The sequence below is a fragment of the Paenibacillus gallinarum genome (assembly GCF_014836635.1).
Lineage (GTDB): Bacteria > Bacillota > Bacilli > Paenibacillales > Paenibacillaceae > Paenibacillus > Paenibacillus gallinarum.
In genome coordinates, this window is the sequence record NZ_JACSQL010000015.1 from 1 (window position 1) to 18,909 (window position 18,909).

Consider the following 18,909-nt stretch of genomic DNA (forward strand, 5'->3'; position numbering starts at 1 on the left):
GGCGATAGCGGAGGGGTTCCACACGTACCCATCCCGAACACGACCGTTAAGCCCTCCAGCGCCGATGGTACTTGGACTGCAGGGTCCTGGGAGAGTAGGACGTTGCCAAGCACAACACTGAAAACACACTTTCGATGTATATCGGAAGTGTGTTTTTGTATATATTTCTTAACATATTTGCATTGTAAACTGTCGATTTTTATAGATGATTTCCTCTAGTTCAATTATAATATGTCCCGTAATAAACCTAGCTTTTCACTTGCTAGATATGAAATAACACGTCCGTTAATTTCTCCGAGTTGCCCTTCTTGCCTAACACTCTTATTTTTCGCATTGTCCTTCTTCTATATGCAATCAGCTAGCAGTTGAATCAGTATCTACGTTTCTGGCGTCACTGAATTGAAGGTAATATCTCTTTGAGCCTAACTCTTTGGCCATTGAAATTGTAATGGTATTAATGACATCCCTTTGTTATTCGTATATCTTAGCATCTTATGTGGGATCGATGGATACGTAACATGGTTAATGCTTACAACGCTTTTGATATTCTAAACCTAGAGACAAGAACAGTTTTTATGTATGAACAAGGTATTTGAGTGATAATAGAGAAGTATACAAAATAATATACGTTATCTATGTGTTCAGAAGGGATATTATTTTATGATTATCATGATCAATGGTGCATTTGGATCAGGAAAAACGACAGCCGCGGAAGCTTTGAATAAGAAGATTCCAAACAGTATGGTTTTTGACCCCGAAGAGATTGGTTATATGTTGAGAAAAGTAATACCAGACGAGGTGAAATATAAGGAAGAACAAACGGATAATTTTCAAGATTTAGAGTTGTGGAGAACACTAGTTGTCGCTTGTGCTAAAGAACTAAAACGAAAATACTACCGTACACTGATTATACCAATGACCCTATATAAACTTGAAAATTATGAATATATAAGGAATGGACTTGGGGAAATAGATTCAGATATCTATCATTTTTGTCTTACTGCATCTAAAGATACAATCCATGGTAGACTGAATGAGCGAGGAGAAACACCTGGTGAATGGGTATATCGACAAACAGAACGTTGTATCACGGCATTTGAAGACGCACGGTTTGAGATTAAACTTGATACAGACCAGATGAAAAGAGAAGAAGTCGTTAAGACGATTTTGGATCACATCAAAGGAGGGCACCTGACATGACATCTACTGAAACCCATATTTATATGGTTAGACATGCAGAATCTATATATATTCATGGAGAGGAACGTTCACGAGGTCTTACGGAGAAAGGTTTAGAGTACGCGAGATGTGTTGCAAATGTGTTCGCCGATATTAAGGTAGATGCTGTGGTCTCAAGTCCTTATAAAAGAGCAGTGCAGACGGTTCAGTATATAGCGGATCAAAAAGGGCTACCGATCAAAGAATATGAAAATTTGCGCGAACGTTTGATAAAAGGACCCCTTTACGAAGAAAAATGGGAGGTCATTGTCCAGGCCATCAAAAAGTCATTTGATGACAAGGATTACTCGCTGCACGGAGGGGAGTCGACAAAGCAGACGCAAGAGCGGTCTATTCCTGTACTTGAACTTCTACTGGAACAATATGCAGGAAAACATGTTATCATGGGTACGCACGGAAATATCATGACCATTATGATGAACTATTATGATTCAAATTATGGATTTCACTTTTGGAAACAAACCACGATGCCGGATATTTATCATTTAATTTTTCGTGATATGAAGCTGATTAAAGTAGAGCGCATGTGGAATACCCCCATACACCAAGAATAAAGGAGAACGGTTTTATGAAAAAAGCTACCATTAAAGCATATTGTCATTCTAAAAAGGGGGCAACAGAAGAATACCCATTTGGTCCTGCGCCCCTAGTTGTCAAAATTGGAGGCAAGATGTTTGCCTTAATAACATTCAATGAGAAACAGGAAGCGACTGATATTTCTCTCAAATGTGATCCCGTGATTGCTGAGAATTTGAGAGAACAGCATGAAGAAGTTGTCCCCGGCTATCATCTCAATAAGAAGCATTGGAACTCGATATCTCTTCAAGGAAGTTTATCGCTTGAGGATGTAACATCAATGATTGATCATTCCTATGAGCTTGTCCTAAAAAGCCTGACTAAAAAACAACAAGAACTAATCCTTACTTCTTAAACAGTAATCCTTTTGCAGAAGCATTGGAGAAAGGACAGCCTCTTAATTTGCGTAGACCTGATTTAAGTCCGTTAAAAACAAGGATGCTTGCTCCCAAAACCAGGGGGTAAGCCTTTTCGCTTTTTCAGCCGTAGTAGGTTTCTGTCTGCTGCTGCTTGAACCCAATTTCTAATGAGGAAATATTTATTAACTTAGATGACTTAAAGATGATTTAGATGATTTTATTGAAAGAACTTAAACAGCCTGTAATTAAAATCTCAACTCAGCATGATCGAACTTTGTCCATAATATCGCTAACCGCTGACTCTAGGAAATAGCTTGGGCAAAGAGGATTAGTAAAAGCTATTCATTGTAGTCCTTTTATTCTGTACTTCAGTTTGTTCTGTTATATTATTGCAAAACATCCCCCTTTTCAATTCTCCTCAAGTAGTACCACTCGATTCTCCTCCTAGGTTACCAGCGCATCTTCCCAAAGGAAAACGATTTAAGGAATTAGCAAAATGATAAGCTTTAATGATAAATTTTTAGGATTCCTGAGATGTTCAGGTTTGAAATAATCAGGATCTACTATATCGATATTATCCGATTATTAACGCATTTTGACGAAACAAGCTCACGATGCTCTCAAAGTTCTAAAGAACTCTCGAAATTTTAAGAAAAACGTTATGTGCTAAAATCTTTATGTACTGAATTAGAAAATCTTCTGAAAATCTTCTGAGCATAGCTAGTCCGTAGGGCTTCAAATCTAGGAACAGGGTCAGTGCAAAAGTATAGGGATATAATAAACATAATCCTCTGGAAGATAAGTAACAGATCGACTAGAAAAAGGGTAATGTATGTAGAAGTGAGAAGTGGAAGAGAGCCTTGAAATAGATCACATGAAGGGTTGATATCTTTATTTTTTAAATAATTGTGACAGAATAAATAAATGGATGATAGTTTTTGAATATTTTTGATAGAAAATGATTGTTTTTTGATGATTTTATGATACTATAAGAGCTGGCAGGAGGAATGGGAATGCTTACTGAAGAACGATACCGTTTGATTTTAGAACGCTTACAATCACGGGGCGTTGTCAAACTGCAAGAGCTTGTAGAGTTGTTAGGGGCTTCTGAATCAACAGTTAGAAGAGATCTTATTGATCTGGAGGCAAATCGTCTTCTCAAGCGAGTGCATGGTGGTGCTTCACTACTTACACAGAAAAGCACCGAACCAGGTATGGATGAAAAAACATTCAAAAACATTCATGAGAAAAATAAAGTTGCCAGGCTTGCAGCAGAGCAATTGCAAAATGGAGACTGTATCTATCTAGATGCAGGTACAACTACACTTTCCATGATTCCTTATATAGAAGCAGAGAATATTACAGTGGTAACCAATGGTCTGTCTCATGTGGACGCCTTAGTATCAAAAAATATTCGCAGTTACTTGCTTGGCGGTTTGATGAAAACGCATACGAAAGCAGTCGTAGGGAGTATCGCACTTCAAAATATGAATCAATTCCGTTTTGATAAATCATTTATAGGAACGAATGGGATTGATGTAAAGATGGGGTATACTACTCCTGACCCGGAGGAAGCCTTAATAAAACGGAACGCACATTTGTTGTCTGGTGAAACTTATGTGTTGGCTGATTCCAGTAAATTTGGTGAGATTACGTTTGCTAAGTTGTTTGACTTAAATGAAGCAACGTTAATTACCGACATGGTACCAGAACCATACAAAGTTCCCATTGGTCAGAAATATAAAGTAATTGAGGGATGAACAATGATCTACACAGTGACACTGAATCCTTCCATTGATTACATCGTGGAAGTCGAACATTTACAGCTCGGACATTTAAACCGAATGAAACGGGATTTGAAGTTACCTGGCGGGAAAGGAATTAACGTTTCTAGAGTCCTTACCCAACTTGGTGCAGAGAATACAGCGATGGGATTCCTTGGCGGATTTACAGGTGAATTCATTCGTGATTTCTTATCCAAAAGCATGGTCGATTCTGACTTTGTATCGATTTCCGATGATACAAGAATCAATGTGAAGCTGAAGCATGGAGATGAAACGGAAATTAATGGACTTGGACCTGCTATTACGAATGAAGAAGCGCAAGCTCTTGTAGCAAAGCTCTCTCATTTGAAAAAAGGTGATATTCTCGTTCTATCGGGCAGTGTACCTCCTTCTCTTGGCAGCGACTTTTATGAACGATTGATTCAGGTATGTAAAGAAGCAGGGGCAGACTTTGTAATCGATACAACCGGAGAAGCCTTGTTAAAAGCACTAAAAGATAAGCCGCTTCTGGTAAAGCCGAATCATCATGAACTAGCTGAACTATTTGGCGTTACCATTGATACGAAAGAGGATTTAGTAAAGTATGGCCGGAAACTTCTTGAAGAAGGTGCTAAACATGTGCTCATCTCTATGGCGGGTGAAGGTGCACTGTTGATTACGGATAACGAGGTATATCACGCTAATGTTCCTGCTGGTAAAGTGAAGAATTCAGTAGGTGCTGGAGATTCCATGATTGCTGGATTTATTGGAACGTTTGCTCTCACAGGCGATGTACTGAAATCTTTCCGTACGGGTGTTGCCTCAGGAAGTGCAACTGCGTTCTCCGATGATCTTGCAGTGAAAGAACAGATTGAAACACTGATTCCTCAAGTACAAATTAACGAGTGGAAATAACATACATCATGGGTAAGGTTGCTCGTTTTTGATCACTTGCCTAAGTTAAAGGAGTGCATATCGTGAGAATTACGGATCTGATGATCAAAGAAGTAATGATAATGGATTTAAAGGCAACAACGAAAGCCGAAGCGATTGACGAACTGATTGCGAGCCTTAACAAAAGCGGACGTATTAATGACCCGAAATTGTTCAAGGAAGCGATCTATAAGAGAGAAGAGCAATCAAGTACGGGAATTGGTGGAGGTATTGCGATGCCGCATGCCAAAACTAAAGCAGTCAATGAGCCAACAGTTGTTTTTGCAAAAAGCAAAGCAGGGATTGACTTTGATTCTTTAGATGGAGCACCAGCTCATGTATTCTTTATGATTGCTGCCCCAGAAGGAGCAGGTAATACGCATCTTCGTACGCTTGCTGCTTTGTCTAAGCTTTTAATCGATGCTGATTTCATCGAGCAATTGATGAATACGAAAACGCCGGATGAAGTAACTGCATTATTTAATGATAAACAACAAGATGAAGAAGCGGAGCAAGCGAAAAAAGAAGCAGAAAAAGCAAGTGCTGCTAAAGCAGCTCCTGTGGAAACAAAATCAAAAACAGAAGCAGAAACCAAAGCAGATAACTCCGAAGATTTTGTTGTAGCCGTTACGGCTTGCCCGACAGGTATTGCTCATACTTTTATGGCAGAAGATGCATTGCTTAAAAAAGCAAAAGAGATGGGAGTAAATATCCGGGTAGAGACGAATGGTGCAGAAGGAGCGAAAAACGTTCTGACTGAAGATGAAATTCGCCGGGCAAAAGGGGTTATCATTGCAGCTGGTAAAAAGGTTGATCTGGACCGTTTCCATGGAAAACCTGTACTTCAGCGCCCTGTAGCGGACGGAATTCGCAAACCAGAAGAACTAATTACCAAGGCTTTAAAAGGTGATGCACCTATACTTCATGCGGATGCTGCGTCCTCTTCTTCCTCTGCGGATGAAGAAAAGACAAGCATAGGAAGTACGCTCTATAAAAACCTGATGAACGGGATTTCGCATATGCTTCCATTCGTAGTGGGTGGAGGTATCCTGCTTGCTATCTCCTTCTTGATTGAACAAGCAGCTGGTGCGGATAGTCCGATCTTCCAGTTATTGCAGACGATTGGAGGCGGAGATGGTGCATTCCACTTCCTGATTCCGGTCCTTGCTGGTTTTATTGCAATGAGTATTGGTGATCGTTCAGCTCTCATGCCAGGTATGGTCGGCGGTTTAATGGCAGTAAATGCAAACGCTGGATTCCTTGGCGGTCTTGCAGCCGGTTTTCTAGCGGGTTATGTGATCCTTGGTCTGCGTAGAGTATTTAAATATTTACCATCTGCGATTGATGGATTGAAATCCATCATGCTTTATCCTGTTTTTGGTCTTCTGATTACCGGTGCAGCCATGTACTACATTCTCTCACCGATTTTCAGTTGGATTAACGTAGGATTGGTGGATATACTGAATAACCTGGGTACAGGGAATATGGTGCTTCTTGGTGTCATTCTTGCTGGAATGATGTCCGTTGATATGGGTGGTCCGTTTAATAAAGCGGCATATACGTTTTCCATTGGTGTCTTTACTTCCAGCGGGAACGAGAACGGGCTGATGATGGCAGCAGTAATGGCCGGCGGTATGGTTCCGCCACTTGCCATTGCACTGGCTACGACATTCTTCAAAAATAAATTTACGGAACAAGAACGTAAATCAGGTGTAACGAATTACGTGCTGGGACTCTCCTTCATTACCGAAGGTGCGATTCCATTTGCAGCAGCAGATCCGCTTCGTGTCCTGACTTCCTGTATTATTGGTTCCGGTATTGCAGGCGGACTAACACAATTGTGGGGAATTAACCTTCCTGCACCGCATGGCGGTATTTTCGTAGCAGCACTTGCTAACCATGCCTTGCTGTTTTTACTTGCTGTAGTGATTGGTGCGGTTGTGTCTGGTCTGATTCTCGGATTATGGAAAAAACCAATTGAAGTAAAAGCATAAAATAAATACAAAACCTGGAAGGGAAATATCCTTCCGGGTTTTATTTTTTATAAGGCTAATCCAGAAGCGTAACTTCATCGCCTTCGGAAACAATACCCGTATGCAGTACTGAAGCATATATACCAAACTGATTATTTCGCTCTGTAACTATCTTTTTAAGCAGAGAGGGGTCTCGCTTCGCATTTTCTGGATGAATATTAATAATGGAGCATCGTTTACATGGTCGTTTAATTAGTAAGATAACATTCTCCCCGATTTGCATCCTTTTACCAAGCCATTGTTCCTCCATAAAAGGAACCTGATCGACAAGCGACAAAACGAAGTTCGGTCGAAATCTACGTGAATCCACTTCGTTATTTCCCCATATTTTCTCAAGTTGTGTAATGGAAGCATCTGTGACGAGTTGAATAGGTTCCTCTTCGATCGCTCCTAAGGGCACATGAGCAGGTTGGAACTGGATTGGCACAATTTCTTTTTTATACAGCTCTTCTAATGTTCGATTCAGTTCCTCATCACCAAAATAATATTTCTGTCCTAGAGGTGTAACGACTTCCACACGAGGGTAATGTTCTCGATCTTCTTGATCAGTAAAATTTGCCTGGAAACTAGCCATTTGCGGCAACTGAGTAATCGTTACATATTGATTTTTATTTGATTTGTGTACAAAGGCGTGACTGCGATCCCCATAAAGTCCATATTCCATCACTTGAGTACGGGGTACCCGTTCTCCTTGAAACGATTTTATAGGATGACGTACAATTTCTTTGATCCGGCCGACATACATTGAATTCACTCCTTCGATTTCATGAAAAGGGTGTGCAGGTGGTAGATAACACTTATAGATGTATAATAACTTGTTTATGGTATTTTTTGGGGTAACAATAGAAGAAAACAGGGAAAGAGGATGCGAATGAGACCAATCGTCTTGAAACCTTATAAAGATTCATGTCATGAACTAGTTGTACAGTTATATCTGGCGGTGACAGCGAAGTATAAACATGCGATTTTTTGGTGGCCAGGTCCGGAAGAAAATCACGATAATGTGTACTGTGCCTTTGATGGAGAAATTCTTGTAGGAAAAGGACAAGTCGAAATCATAACCATTCAATCTCAGGATGAGACCGGTGAATACGAAGGAACGAAAGACGGTACAGTGGACAGCTATCACCAAATCTATATGAACATAAAGATAAGGCCTGAAGTATCCAATCAGGAGGAAGTGTTTCAGTTACTTTACGGTGCATTATATGAACGTGCGCTTGTCCTCGCTCAAGATCTTCCTAAGACGCATTCAGTACAGCTTTGTGTAGGAAATCATCAGGCAGAAGAGGAGAATTCAGCGCTTTTTGAGAAGCGTGATTTTACTCCGATGTATCGCCAGTATGAGATGGAAAAAGAGCTGAATAGTGTACAGGAAGCTCCCGATTTACACATCCCTGAACTTCAATTCATCCAAACTGCACTTGAATCTTCTGATGAAGAATTACGCTATCTGCGTACAGAAAGCACGATATGGCCGGAATATCCACTTGGCTTACATCGTCTTCGTCAGTTGAAAGGAAGAACTGATTTCACTAGCTTTGCTGCGCTAGATCCGGATGGACAGCTCATAGCGAGCGTCATGGTGTGTCAAGAAAATGAGAAATCAGGCTCCATTGAAGAAGTCTTTGTCGTACCGGCTTGGCGAAAAAAAGGAATCGCAACGTATCTTATCCGCTATGGCTTACAATACTTACAGGAAAAGGGATATACTGCAGCAAGACTTAATGTTCAGACAAAAAATGAAAAAGCACTGGAGCTTTATCAATCTCTGGGATTTACGATCTCAGGTGAAGAGCATCGTTATGGAAAAGATCTGATAAAGATCGAATCCCTCTCACACGGATAAGAAAATTCTTTCGTTCATAACTATCAAATTATATAATAGTAAAAACTGGATGAACCCGGATTTCCCTCTAGGAAAAAACGGGTTTCTTTATTTTATGAAGGAGGAAGCATATATGGTGTATACAAGGATGGAAACAAAACGCCTGGTAATCCGGGAATTTGTAGAAGAAGACTGGATGAGTGTGCACCGGTATGCATCGAATGAACGTGTGACAGAACATACGCTTTGGGGTCCGAATAAGGAAGAAGATACAAAAGCTTTTATTGAGTTATGTTTGGAACAACAGAAAGTAGAGGAGCGAACCGAGTATTCGCTTGCAGTCGAAGAGAAAGACACAGGAATTCTCATCGGAGGCTGTAATATCATTTTTATGGGCAGCAATGCGGAGATCGGTTATTGCTTTCATCCCGATTATTGGGGGCAAGGTTACGCGAGTGAAGCAGCGACGGCGATGCTGAAGTATGGTTTCGATCATCCAATAGTGCACCGGATTTATGCGACTTGCCGTCCTGGAAATATCGGTTCAAGTAAGGTAATGACTCGAAATGGAATGACGCAGGAGGGATTGCTTCGTGAGCATGTATTTTACAAAGGGAAATATCACAGTTCATTCCTGTTTTCTATTCTAAAGCAAGAGTATCAGAGTCTTATAAATCGATAAATGTGTGCGAGTTTTTACTCATTTCATCAGGAGTTTCACATGGTTCCTGACATGAAAACATAAACTTTGTCAAAGAAAAGGGCATCCTGCGATTACCCGAGAAATATCAGCGGTTACTAGCAAGAAATCGGGAGGGAAGATACATAATGAATGATATCGAGATTGGTGATTTACGACTATCAGAGCTTCGAGAGCATCCTGAAGATTACCAGAATATTTGCCGGAGATTGTACGGGTATAATGTAAGGGCGAGTAACGGGCTGCTGCAGAAGCCGGGGCAAAACATCCACTTGTATTTGAAAAATGCCAGTTCAGAAGTCGTCGGAGGTATTTTTTGTGAGTCATGGTTATACGGGCTGTACATTGATGTATTATGGATATCAGAAGATTACCGAAGAGCGGGGTATGGCAGGCAGATGCTGCTTGAGGCAGAGCGCAGGGGTAAGGAGATGGGCTGCTTATTCGCACATACCTCCACGTTTTCTTATCAAGCTCCTTCCTTTTATGAGAAGAATGGATATGAAATCTATGGCGTAAATGATGAATACCCAGAGGGGATCAAACAGTATTTTTTAAAGAAAAAGCTGTAATGAAAAAGAAAAGTGGTGGAAATAATGCTTACCCTTCAAAAGGTGGAGATGGAACATCTACCGACATTAGCAATGTTGCTCGAAGAGTTAACAGGTGAAAAAACGAATCTTTCTAAATTAGAGGAAACCTATCAAAGGCTGCTGCATAATGAGAATTATGTAGTACTGGGTGCTATTTACGGTGGGGAGCTTGTTGGATCAGTGATGGGAATCTATTGTGAGGACTTAGCTGGTGAATGTAACCCCTTTATGGTAATTGAGAACGTTGTGGTCTCTTCCAAGGCGCGCAGACAAGGCGTGGGTCGTAAATTGATGGACCGAATGGAGGGACTTGCACGAAGCAAGCAATGCTCTTACATTATATTGGTATCGGGAGCAGGCCGATCGGAAGCACACCGGCTATATGAGTCCCTTGGATATAATGAGAAAGAGTCGGTGGTAGGATTCCGAAAATATTTAGATTAGGGGTGAGGAATTGAGCAAAACATGGCGTTTTGTACTAGAAGGGGCAGGGGTTCTCATGCTGATCTTTGTGATTATGCCGATTCTATCGGGAATGGTTCTGACATGGATGTATGTTCCTCAGATGATACAAAGTGAGTCTTCATCTATTCACTCATTTGAAGCTTCTCCTCTACTGATGATCGGTTTGGCTTTATTGACGCTCTTCGTTTACATGATGATTCGAACCGGAATAACACGGATGATCAGGAAGGGGAAGACGAGTGAGTGAACAAATACATGTGGTAAGAAGAAAAATAGATCTAGCAGTAATCATTTTTTTGATCCCGTTACTTTCCTTTTATATTTATTTTCTTATTAGAAATAGTATGTCTGAGATTCCGTTGCTTCTCTATATTCTATCAATAGGTTGTTATGTATATTTTATCGGATTTTTTGGATATAAATTATTTCTAATACTAAGGTATAGCTTTACATACTACCCGCTTCGCTTCGTCGAACTCGAGTTATTACCCGGTTCATTTCGTCTAGGCTCTTGTAGCGTGAAGACTTCGGAGATTGAAGCCATTCGGATCGATGGATACTGGAATTCCACTATTGGAGTTAAGCTGAAGGGGAGAAAACAAATTCCTCTACATTTAAGGTTGAAATATCAGAATACATTGCAGGAAGATGAGATTATGAAGGAACTGCGAACCTGGTCCGAGATCCACCAGATTCCTATCCAGTACAAACGTATATTTTACTAAGTCTGCAGAGAGGAAGGATACAGAGGTGGAGCAGAAACAATATGTAATTACGAAAAAAGATCGTAAATCACAGCTGGCAGCTACTATATTATTATTTTTAATGCTGTTAGGTATTAGCGTTCTTCAACGAAAGACAGATCATGTGTTGCTGCACGTTCTTTCATTCGTATTGATTCTGGTATATATCGTGCTTATAGGGTATGAGCTTCATTATTACTTTACCTATACTCGCACTCGTAGAGAACAGTTACTGATTATCAAGGAAGATCGGCTTATATTACAAGGAGAGGTGGTATTTCCTTCTCAGATCGATCTGATTGTCTCAGAAGGATATCTCAATTCTTCAATAGGAATTAAACTTAAGAAGCAAAGATGGATTCCTCAGCGTTTACAATTTATATTTGCAAATCCTAATACGGAACAAGAAGCGTTCGATCAGTTGCAGGAATGGGCAGATACATATCAGATTGAAATCCGGGAGGGTAAAATTAGATCGATAATATAGCATAGAAGGGAGGGGAAAACTTATGAATGAGCCTAAGATTGAAGTTATTTCGAGGAGAAGATACAGGAATCTGTTCGCAATGGGGATTTACAGCTTTTTGATGGGGGGGTATCAAGCCCTTATTGAGATGGATAGAAACTATATACATATATTTACAGTTATAACAGCTGTATTGTTTCTTTTTGAACTAGGGCTGCTGCTATATCAATGGTCTGTCAAACCTAAAAGCATCCAACTTCATAAGGGGCAGCTTATCATTGGTAACCGTATATTTCGAGCTGATGAGTTGAAGTCCATTATTATAGAAGAATATTATGGGCCGCATATTGGAATTAAACCCAAAAACAAGATGCTCGTACCCATGAGGCTTGCTTTTCGAGTCCTCGATAAGCATAAAGCAGATCATGCCTTCAATGAAATACATGAATGGGGAGAGCGAAATGAAGTTCCTGTACTCACCCAGCGAATGTGGACACTATAATTCGGTACGAATAAAAACCTCCCGAGCCTGCTTTCATTCTTAGCAGATTTAGGAGGTTTTCTTTGATGTGCTTAATGATTAATGACATGAAATATTAAACTGATTAAATTCACCTTGTGATATGACGAGATCCATTCTTGTGATCTTGGAACAAGATTGTTACCCATAGAGAGATGATCAGAATGAGCTCAAAAATATTTGTGGCTGCTGAACTTTCGAAAGGAAGAGGAATCAGTTGTCCAATAAAAAGTAACGCGGTTCCGACAAACATCCATATCCATTTTTGACGGAAGATTAAGATGATGCCGATGATTAGCAACACTAAACCCACCACGATTACCATGATTGGTGGTCCTGAGGTACCTTCTGCTGAGTAGCGAAGAACACCATATTCCTGAACTAGTTGCAGATTCTTTACTTCATGTAATGTTTGAGCAAAGATCTGATACAGTATCAATGCTAATGTTAGAATCCAGGCGGAGATCCGTATGTATGCTTTCGAAGCAAAAGCTGCTCCTGATCTTTGAAGTATGTAATAACCTACAAGGACAAGACCCGGTGTGACAAAAGCATGAATCCAGAAACGAAGACTGCTTAATATCATAAGGGGCTTACCTTCGCCAATGGCATTGCCAGCTGCAATGATTCCGTTATCGTAAGCAAGGCCGAGTGCCAAGATCACGAGTAAAATCGGGTAATGAAACCACTGCTTTGACCGTGACAAATGGGTGAACATGAAAAACAACAAGATAATATAAGCAATTGTAATTACGGAGTAAATCCAAAAATCCATGCGATCCCACCTTCTATTAGAGTTTTTAATCTTCTTTATTCCTTAAGCCTATTCACCAATATGCATAATAATGAAACGAATAAAATTGCTGAATAGATCAAAATAAGACATATAAGATCTCGCTGAATATAGCACAGAGTAGTGTAGATAATCCAATAAATCCATAACCGATTTTTATGCATAATTTTACCTTCTGTTGCAAATAGTAAAGGAAAATTCAGGGGGGTTACAAAGGATGTGTAAACGTTATTCGCTTGCAGCAGATTTGGATGAAGTTCGTGATCATTTTGGTGTGCAGCGGGTTATGTATTATTACAAAAACCGTTACAATATTAGCCCGACACAACATGCTCCGCTCATACTTTATGAAGATGGGGAACGTATCATGGACGAATATCGTTGGGGATTTATTCCTTTTTGGGGCAAGGATGCTGTTAACGCAGACTTGATGTCTGTTCATAACAACGTGACTTATCGGAAAATGGTGGAAACGAAACGATGTGTTATTCCTTGTAATGGGTTCTTTTACTGGCGACAGGAAGGAAAAAGAAAATATGCGGTTCGTGTAGTCATGCCGGACCGTTCTATGTTTGGAGTTGCGGGATTGTATGAAGTATGGAAAGATCCACACAAGATTCCAGTGAGAACGAGTACCATGCTGATGTCGGATGCCAATTTAACGATTCGAGAATTTGATAACAGAATGCCAGCGATCCTATCAAAAGAAGCCATTGATGCTTGGCTCGATCCAAGGGTGACGGAAGTACATCAATTACTTCCTTATCTCACATCTTATCGGGATACACCGATGGAAGTATATCCTGTATCATCACTCGTAGGTAATGATAATCACGATTCACTTGAATGTGTTAAAGAAGTAGATACGCGAATGGCTATGATTAAACCGTAACATCGTTAATACACATGACCATACCAGGACGGCAGTAATGTCATTTTTGGTATGGTCATGTGTATTTTTTATAGCCTTTTTTATTTACGATGACTTGCATAAAAACTTTAAAGTAACTATACTTGTTTCAGTAAGCAAGGAAAAGTTTATAAATATAATAGCTGTAAATGTGGGAGTGATCGAGATGAATTCAAAATATAATCTTCTTTTTGACCAAGTTACCTTACCAAATGGAATGATCTTAAAAAATAGAATTATGATGGCGCCAATGACGCATTCGTCTTCCAATGAGGACGGGACTGTATCGGATGCAGAGCTGGAATATTATGCTCGCCGCTCTAATGGAGCGAGTGTTGTTGTTACTGCAGTTGCGTATGTAACGGATAATGGCGTAGGTTTTCCAGGCCAATTTTCGGTAACGGACGATTCTTTTGTGCCAGGGCTTAAGAAACTGGCTGATACAATTAAAAAACAAGGTGCTAAAGCCGTGTTACAAATTTTCCATGCGGGCAGATTATCTCCACCTGATTTGGTAAGCGGAGATGTTGTCAGCGCGAGTGCCATTACAAGTGAAAGACCAGGATCGCCTGAACCGCGTGAATTACAAGATGCTGAGATTGTTTCGATTATTAAGGATTTTGGAGAGGCGACTCGCCGTGCGATTGAAGCCGGTTTTGACGGGGTTGAGATTCATGGAGCTAACGGTTACTTAATTCAACAATTTTTCTCTCCTCATTCAAATCGTAGAGAAGACCGCTGGGGTGGAGATGTAGAGAAACGACTTACATTCCCGCTTGCTGTGATCGATTCCGTTCAATCCGCAGTTAAGAAATATGCGAAAGGCCCGTTTATTGTAGGATATCGTTTCTCGCCGGAAGAACCGGAGACACCGGGACTAACTATGGAAGACACTTTCGTATTGACGGATGCACTACTTGAGAAAAATCTGGATTATCTGCATGTTTCTCTTGGCGATTTCTGGTCCAAACCAAGACGTGGCGCTGACGATTCTAAGACCCGAATGGAATGGATCGCAGAGCGTGTAGGTAACAGAGTTCCGCTTATCGGAGTTGGTAACATTCAGACAGCGGATGAGGCACTGAGTGCACTGAATACAAATGTATCCATGATTGCACTTGGCAGAGAACTGATTGTTGAACCGGACTGGGTTGAAAAGATCGAATCCGGCAATGAAGAACATATTGCTGTGCACTTAACAAAAGAAGATCAGGAACGACTTGTCCTTCCAGATCCGCTGTGGAATATGATTCTCGGAGTTCCGGGCTGGTTCCCGGTACTTGATTTAGAAGAATCAAAATAATATCATGAGTATAAGGTCGGAAGCTTCCCGTAGCTTTCCGGCTTTATTGTTTTTTCTTAGCTGCTCTATGATATAGTGAAAAAAGCAAAAGAGAGGATGATTGCAGCTTGAAACACCCATTTGTACTTGAAGCCGTATGGAACGGTGGACGTAATAGTACCGGCACGATTGAAGCTGGACAGCTCCAAACCAAGATCTCAATTCCTAAAGAAATGGGCGGACCTGGGATCGGCACGAATCCTGATGAGATGCTGCTTGGAGCCGCCGCCACCTGTTATCTGATTACTCTTGCAGCAATGATGGAGCGTTCTGAACTTTCTGTAGACCAGCTTACCTTAACTTCAGAAGCGACCGTAGATGTAACAAACAATATGTTTACGTATGAAGCAATTACTCATCGTCCGGTAGTTACTTTGAAGCAAGACTCAACAGATTCGGATGTGGAAAAAGCACTTCATCTGTCGCATAAAGCGGAAAGTTCTTGTATGATCTCAAGAGCTGTTGCAGGAAATGTACAAATAAAGACGGAGCCAAGTGTGCTCGTAGCCAGTGTGTAAGGGAGGAAATACAAGATGACAACTTCAAAATTATTAGTATTTACAGGTTCTTATGCAGAGAAAGAAAATCCAGGGATTCATGTATATGAACTCGATGAAAATACATACGAGCTATCCCTGCGCAGTAAGCAGGAAGGGGTGAAGAACCCAACCTTTCTCCAAGTAGATTCGGATTCAAAACAACTTATTTCTATTGGAGAAATGGTGACAACCGATGGCTTAAATTCGGGGGAAGCTCTAGCTTATCAGATTTTCCCAGAGACGGGAGAACTGGAACTCATTAATCGTGGTCAGTCTGCTTATGCACCTACTTGCCATGTTCAAAAGGATCCTCAAGGTCAATATCTTGTGATTTCCAGCTACCATGGAGGCACAGTAAGTCTAGTATCATTAAAAGAAGATGGAAGCATCGGTAAAATGCTGGATTCCAAACAGCATAAAGGTCATGGAACGCATCCAGAACGCCAAGATCGTCCTCATGTTCATTCCGCGTTCTTCTCGCCAGACGGACAATTTATCATGGTCCAAGATTTAGGTCTTGATACGATTTTTGTATATCAAATCGACCGGGAGCAAAATAAACTTGTGCTGCATCGTGAAGTGAATACGCATGACGCTGCAGGTCCACGTCATCTCGTATTCCATCCAAATGGCAAGTATGCCTATGTAATTAACGAAGTAGATTCTACGGTAACTTCTTATGCATATGACGCTGAAGAAGGGAATTTAACAGCGATTCAAACATTACCTACGTTGCCAAGTGATTTCACAGGTGAAAATACATGTGCAGAAATTACGATTTCGGAGGATGGGCGCTTTGTATATGGTTCTAACCGGGGACATGACAGTATAGTTGTGTATGCCACTTCTGCGGATGGAACACTCGAACATGTACAGCATATCTCTACTGAAGGTGCTCATCCAAGACACTTTTCGCTTACACCAAACGGAAACCTGATGCTTGTCGCAAATCGAGATACGAATAATATTGCAGTATTTGAAGTGAACAAGGAGACCGGCCGATTGACATATACAGGCAAACAAGTAGAGTCACCGAAGCCAGTCTGCGTATGGCCCGTATATATGTAGTGTAGACACCGTAAATGTGGCTGCAAAATAAAACAGCACCCCATGCTTCACGATTTCATCGTGAGGACATAGGGTGCTATTTTTACTTATTGCTTAATAGGAAGCTGGGATATATAACTATGTGACAAATCGAGGAGAGAAAGGGCATGATAGAAATCATTCTCTGTCGTTATATGATCCGTTTCTTGCATGTTCTTCAGTAAATGATGTTCTCCATCATCAAATCCACTGCCGGAGATGAAGACTTCATTGCTATTCACAAACGAGCCGGTAGGCAGATAATAGCGTTCAGGCAATAAATTATAATCCTTTTGATTCAATAAATCTTGCCCGAAATGAATATGGTCTTCGAGTGAAATACCAAGCAGATTGGCTACAGTAGGCAAGATATCTACCTGACCACCAATTTGTTTCTGCTCTCCCTCAGGTGTGACACCAGAAGAAGCAATGACAAAAGGAATATTGATCATATCAGAGTAATCATAAGGATGTCCGAGTATTTCATTTAGCAATGACAGGTCTTCGTCATCCAGTGATGTAGTCGGCAGTCCAACATGATCTCCATATAGAACAACAACACTGTTATCCCATACCCCGCGATTTTTCAAATCCGCAATGAACGTACCAAGTTCAGCATCTGCATAATGCTGAGCACGAATATAGTTTCCCACAAAGGTATCATCATAACGTTCAGGAAGAGGCAACGTCATTTTCTCTTCGGGAAGAGTAAACGGATGGTGAGCAGACATGGAAATGACTTGGGCATAAAATGGATTTACTTCCTGATCCATCTCCTCTAGTTTTTCCGCTGTTTTTTGATAGAGTACATGATCGGAAGCTCCAAAGAATACCGTATCTTCTTCACCAAAGAATGACTTGTCATAATAGTGATCGAACCCAAGTGATGAATATAGTTCACCGCGATTCCAAAATTCTACGACATTGGTATGGAACGTAGCTGTATTGTAACCTTCATCTTTAAGAAGTCTTGGCAGGCTCGGTAATACTTTGTCTACGTAAGTCTGAACAGCAGCGCCCTCAGGAGGGACATAATAGGAAGTGTTTACTACAAACTCAGCATCCGATGTATTCCCTTGGCCTACCTGATGATAAAAATGAGAGAAATAAGTACTATCTTGTACCAGCTTATTCAAGTTGGGTGTAATTTCTTGTCCATCGATTTTTAGATGAACTAGAAAATTTTGAAGCGATTCCATCTGAATGATAATGAGATTTTTTCCTTTTAGAGCTCCATTCAGTTGTAAAGCGTCAGCCGTATTTTCTGACAATCCTTTTAATTCATTAATCCGTTCTTGAGTAATCTCTTCCGCTGGGATAAGTTCCGCTTTCTTTTGATTAAACAAGGTGTACGCTTCGTAATTGAAAATCCCCATTTGTTCTGCTTTGACTACTTCATTAAAACTGCCGCGATTTGTGTAAATATTCAGTGATGTAATAAGGAGTGAGATAGAAAAAAGACAGGCAACGATTTTTTTATTTGCGGGTCTTCGTATCGCTTGTTTCCAGCTTCTCGCCGATTTATTCCTGAATAGTAAATAGCCAAACACGAGAACGTCCGTGAAGATCAGCAAATATTGAGGGTCGATTAGTGAGAAGACACTGTTGCTGACTGCCGTCACCTGATTTACTTGTTCTAATGCTTTGTAGGTGACAATAACACCATAGTATTTGTAATAAATAATAACTGCAAAGAAAATAGCGGTTAAAAGCAAATTAAAAATAGTATATATCATTAATTTTCGTTTCGTGGCAAACCATTCAATAAGACAGAAAATGAGCAGTATGAAAGGTAATTCTTTGAGCATAATGGCCCAGGAAGGTCCGTCATCAAAAACGCCAAACCAAGCTACATAACTCTTAAACAGCATAATTAGAGAGAAGAACAATAACGAGCGTGTGCAGATCATGGTGAGGACATTTGAAGCTTTGACAAAAACGTTTGACTTTTGCTCAGGACTACTTGGGACGTAGTTTATTAAAGCATCGTCCTGAGATTTTACTTTTTCGAGTGGTGGTTT

General features: G+C 40.5%; 21 protein-coding genes and 1 rRNA gene. 19 read left to right on the plus strand and 3 right to left on the minus strand.

Annotation, left to right across the window (positions count from 1 at the left end; all coding sequences use genetic code 11):
• From rrf to H9647_RS22010, 7 genes are all read left to right on the plus strand, one after another.
• Positions 1–111, plus strand: a 5S ribosomal RNA gene (rrf, locus tag H9647_RS21980); the annotation flags it as partial.
• Between the two features lie 549 nt (positions 112–660).
• On the plus strand, positions 661–1,200 hold the full coding sequence (locus H9647_RS21985) for an AAA family ATPase (RefSeq protein WP_191804089.1): 540 nt from the start codon (positions 661–663) through the stop codon (positions 1,198–1,200).
• On the plus strand, positions 1,197–1,793 hold the full coding sequence (locus H9647_RS21990; protein WP_225229495.1) for a histidine phosphatase family protein: 597 nt from the start codon (positions 1,197–1,199) through the stop codon (positions 1,791–1,793). The genes H9647_RS21985 and H9647_RS21990 overlap by 4 nt, the downstream gene beginning before the upstream one ends.
• Positions 1,794–1,807: 14 nt before the next feature.
• The gene (locus tag H9647_RS21995; protein ID WP_191804091.1) at positions 1,808–2,170 is read left to right on the plus strand and encodes an MmcQ/YjbR family DNA-binding protein; all 363 of its coding nucleotides are present in this window, start codon (positions 1,808–1,810) and stop codon (positions 2,168–2,170) included.
• 1,017 nt (positions 2,171–3,187) lie between these two features.
• Positions 3,188–3,934, plus strand: a complete 747-nt coding sequence (locus H9647_RS22000; protein WP_191804093.1) for a DeoR/GlpR family DNA-binding transcription regulator — start codon at positions 3,188–3,190, stop codon at positions 3,932–3,934.
• A gap of 3 nt (positions 3,935–3,937) precedes the next feature.
• Positions 3,938–4,852 (plus strand): 1-phosphofructokinase, encoded by a 915-nt coding sequence (pfkB, locus tag H9647_RS22005; protein WP_191804095.1) that lies wholly within the window; start codon positions 3,938–3,940, stop codon positions 4,850–4,852.
• Positions 4,853–4,914: 62 nt separating this feature from the next.
• Positions 4,915–6,864, plus strand: a complete 1,950-nt coding sequence (locus H9647_RS22010; RefSeq protein WP_191804097.1) for a PTS fructose transporter subunit IIABC — start codon at positions 4,915–4,917, stop codon at positions 6,862–6,864.
• A 55-nt stretch (positions 6,865–6,919) separates the two neighbouring features.
• Here the strand turns inward: H9647_RS22010 and H9647_RS22015 are convergent, their stop codons facing one another.
• A complete protein-coding gene (locus H9647_RS22015) occupies positions 6,920–7,648 on the minus strand; it encodes an MOSC domain-containing protein (protein ID WP_191804099.1) in 729 nt (242 codons plus the stop codon).
• A gap of 126 nt (positions 7,649–7,774) precedes the next feature.
• Between H9647_RS22015 and H9647_RS22020 the strand changes: the two genes are divergently transcribed.
• The 8 genes from H9647_RS22020 to H9647_RS22055 all read left to right on the plus strand — a co-directional run bounded on the left by H9647_RS22020 (position 7,775) and on the right by H9647_RS22055 (position 12,200).
• Complete coding sequence (locus tag H9647_RS22020; RefSeq protein WP_191804101.1) at positions 7,775–8,752, plus strand: GNAT family N-acetyltransferase; 978 nt, start codon at positions 7,775–7,777, stop codon at positions 8,750–8,752.
• A 112-nt stretch (positions 8,753–8,864) separates the two neighbouring features.
• Positions 8,865–9,413 (plus strand): GNAT family N-acetyltransferase, encoded by a 549-nt coding sequence (locus tag H9647_RS22025; RefSeq protein ID WP_191804103.1) that lies wholly within the window; start codon positions 8,865–8,867, stop codon positions 9,411–9,413.
• A gap of 146 nt (positions 9,414–9,559) precedes the next feature.
• Positions 9,560–10,003, plus strand: a complete 444-nt coding sequence (locus H9647_RS22030) for a GNAT family N-acetyltransferase (RefSeq protein ID WP_191804105.1) — start codon at positions 9,560–9,562, stop codon at positions 10,001–10,003.
• A gap of 24 nt (positions 10,004–10,027) precedes the next feature.
• Entirely contained in the window at positions 10,028–10,468 is a 441-nt protein-coding gene (locus H9647_RS22035; protein WP_191804107.1) for a GNAT family N-acetyltransferase, read from the plus strand.
• 10 nt (positions 10,469–10,478) lie between these two features.
• Positions 10,479–10,736, plus strand: coding sequence for a hypothetical protein (locus H9647_RS22040; RefSeq protein WP_191804109.1), 258 nt, complete (start codon positions 10,479–10,481; stop codon positions 10,734–10,736).
• Positions 10,729–11,214, plus strand: coding sequence for a hypothetical protein (locus H9647_RS22045; RefSeq protein WP_191804110.1), 486 nt, complete (start codon positions 10,729–10,731; stop codon positions 11,212–11,214). Before H9647_RS22040 ends, H9647_RS22045 begins: the two co-directional genes overlap by 8 nt.
• Before the next feature lie 25 nt (positions 11,215–11,239).
• Positions 11,240–11,719, plus strand: coding sequence for a hypothetical protein (locus H9647_RS22050; RefSeq protein ID WP_191804112.1), 480 nt, complete (start codon positions 11,240–11,242; stop codon positions 11,717–11,719).
• A gap of 22 nt (positions 11,720–11,741) precedes the next feature.
• The gene (locus tag H9647_RS22055; RefSeq protein WP_191804114.1) at positions 11,742–12,200 is read left to right on the plus strand and encodes a hypothetical protein; all 459 of its coding nucleotides are present in this window, start codon (positions 11,742–11,744) and stop codon (positions 12,198–12,200) included.
• Between the two features lie 109 nt (positions 12,201–12,309).
• On the opposite strand, the gene H9647_RS22060 is transcribed toward H9647_RS22055, so the two are convergent.
• Positions 12,310–12,993 carry a hypothetical protein gene (locus tag H9647_RS22060; protein WP_191804116.1) on the minus strand — a complete coding sequence of 228 codons (684 nt, stop codon included), beginning with the start codon at positions 12,991–12,993 and terminating at the stop codon, positions 12,310–12,312.
• A gap of 235 nt (positions 12,994–13,228) precedes the next feature.
• On the opposite strand from H9647_RS22060, the gene H9647_RS22065 reads away from it, so the two are divergent.
• The 4 genes from H9647_RS22065 to H9647_RS22080 all read left to right on the plus strand — a co-directional run bounded on the left by H9647_RS22065 (position 13,229) and on the right by H9647_RS22080 (position 16,870).
• The gene (locus tag H9647_RS22065; RefSeq protein ID WP_191804118.1) at positions 13,229–13,903 is read left to right on the plus strand and encodes an SOS response-associated peptidase; all 675 of its coding nucleotides are present in this window, start codon (positions 13,229–13,231) and stop codon (positions 13,901–13,903) included.
• Between the two features lie 184 nt (positions 13,904–14,087).
• Complete coding sequence (locus tag H9647_RS22070) at positions 14,088–15,224, plus strand: NADH-dependent flavin oxidoreductase (RefSeq protein ID WP_191804120.1); 1,137 nt, start codon at positions 14,088–14,090, stop codon at positions 15,222–15,224.
• Between the two features lie 107 nt (positions 15,225–15,331).
• A complete protein-coding gene (locus H9647_RS22075; protein ID WP_191804122.1) occupies positions 15,332–15,781 on the plus strand; it encodes an OsmC family protein in 450 nt (149 codons plus the stop codon).
• Positions 15,782–15,796: 15 nt separating this feature from the next.
• The gene (locus tag H9647_RS22080; protein ID WP_191804124.1) at positions 15,797–16,870 is read left to right on the plus strand and encodes a lactonase family protein; all 1,074 of its coding nucleotides are present in this window, start codon (positions 15,797–15,799) and stop codon (positions 16,868–16,870) included.
• Positions 16,871–16,956: 86 nt separating this feature from the next.
• On the opposite strand, the gene H9647_RS22085 is transcribed toward H9647_RS22080, so the two are convergent.
• Positions 16,957–18,798, minus strand: a complete 1,842-nt coding sequence (locus H9647_RS22085) for an LTA synthase family protein (RefSeq protein ID WP_191804217.1) — start codon at positions 18,796–18,798, stop codon at positions 16,957–16,959.
• Positions 18,799–18,909 lie beyond the last annotated feature (111 nt).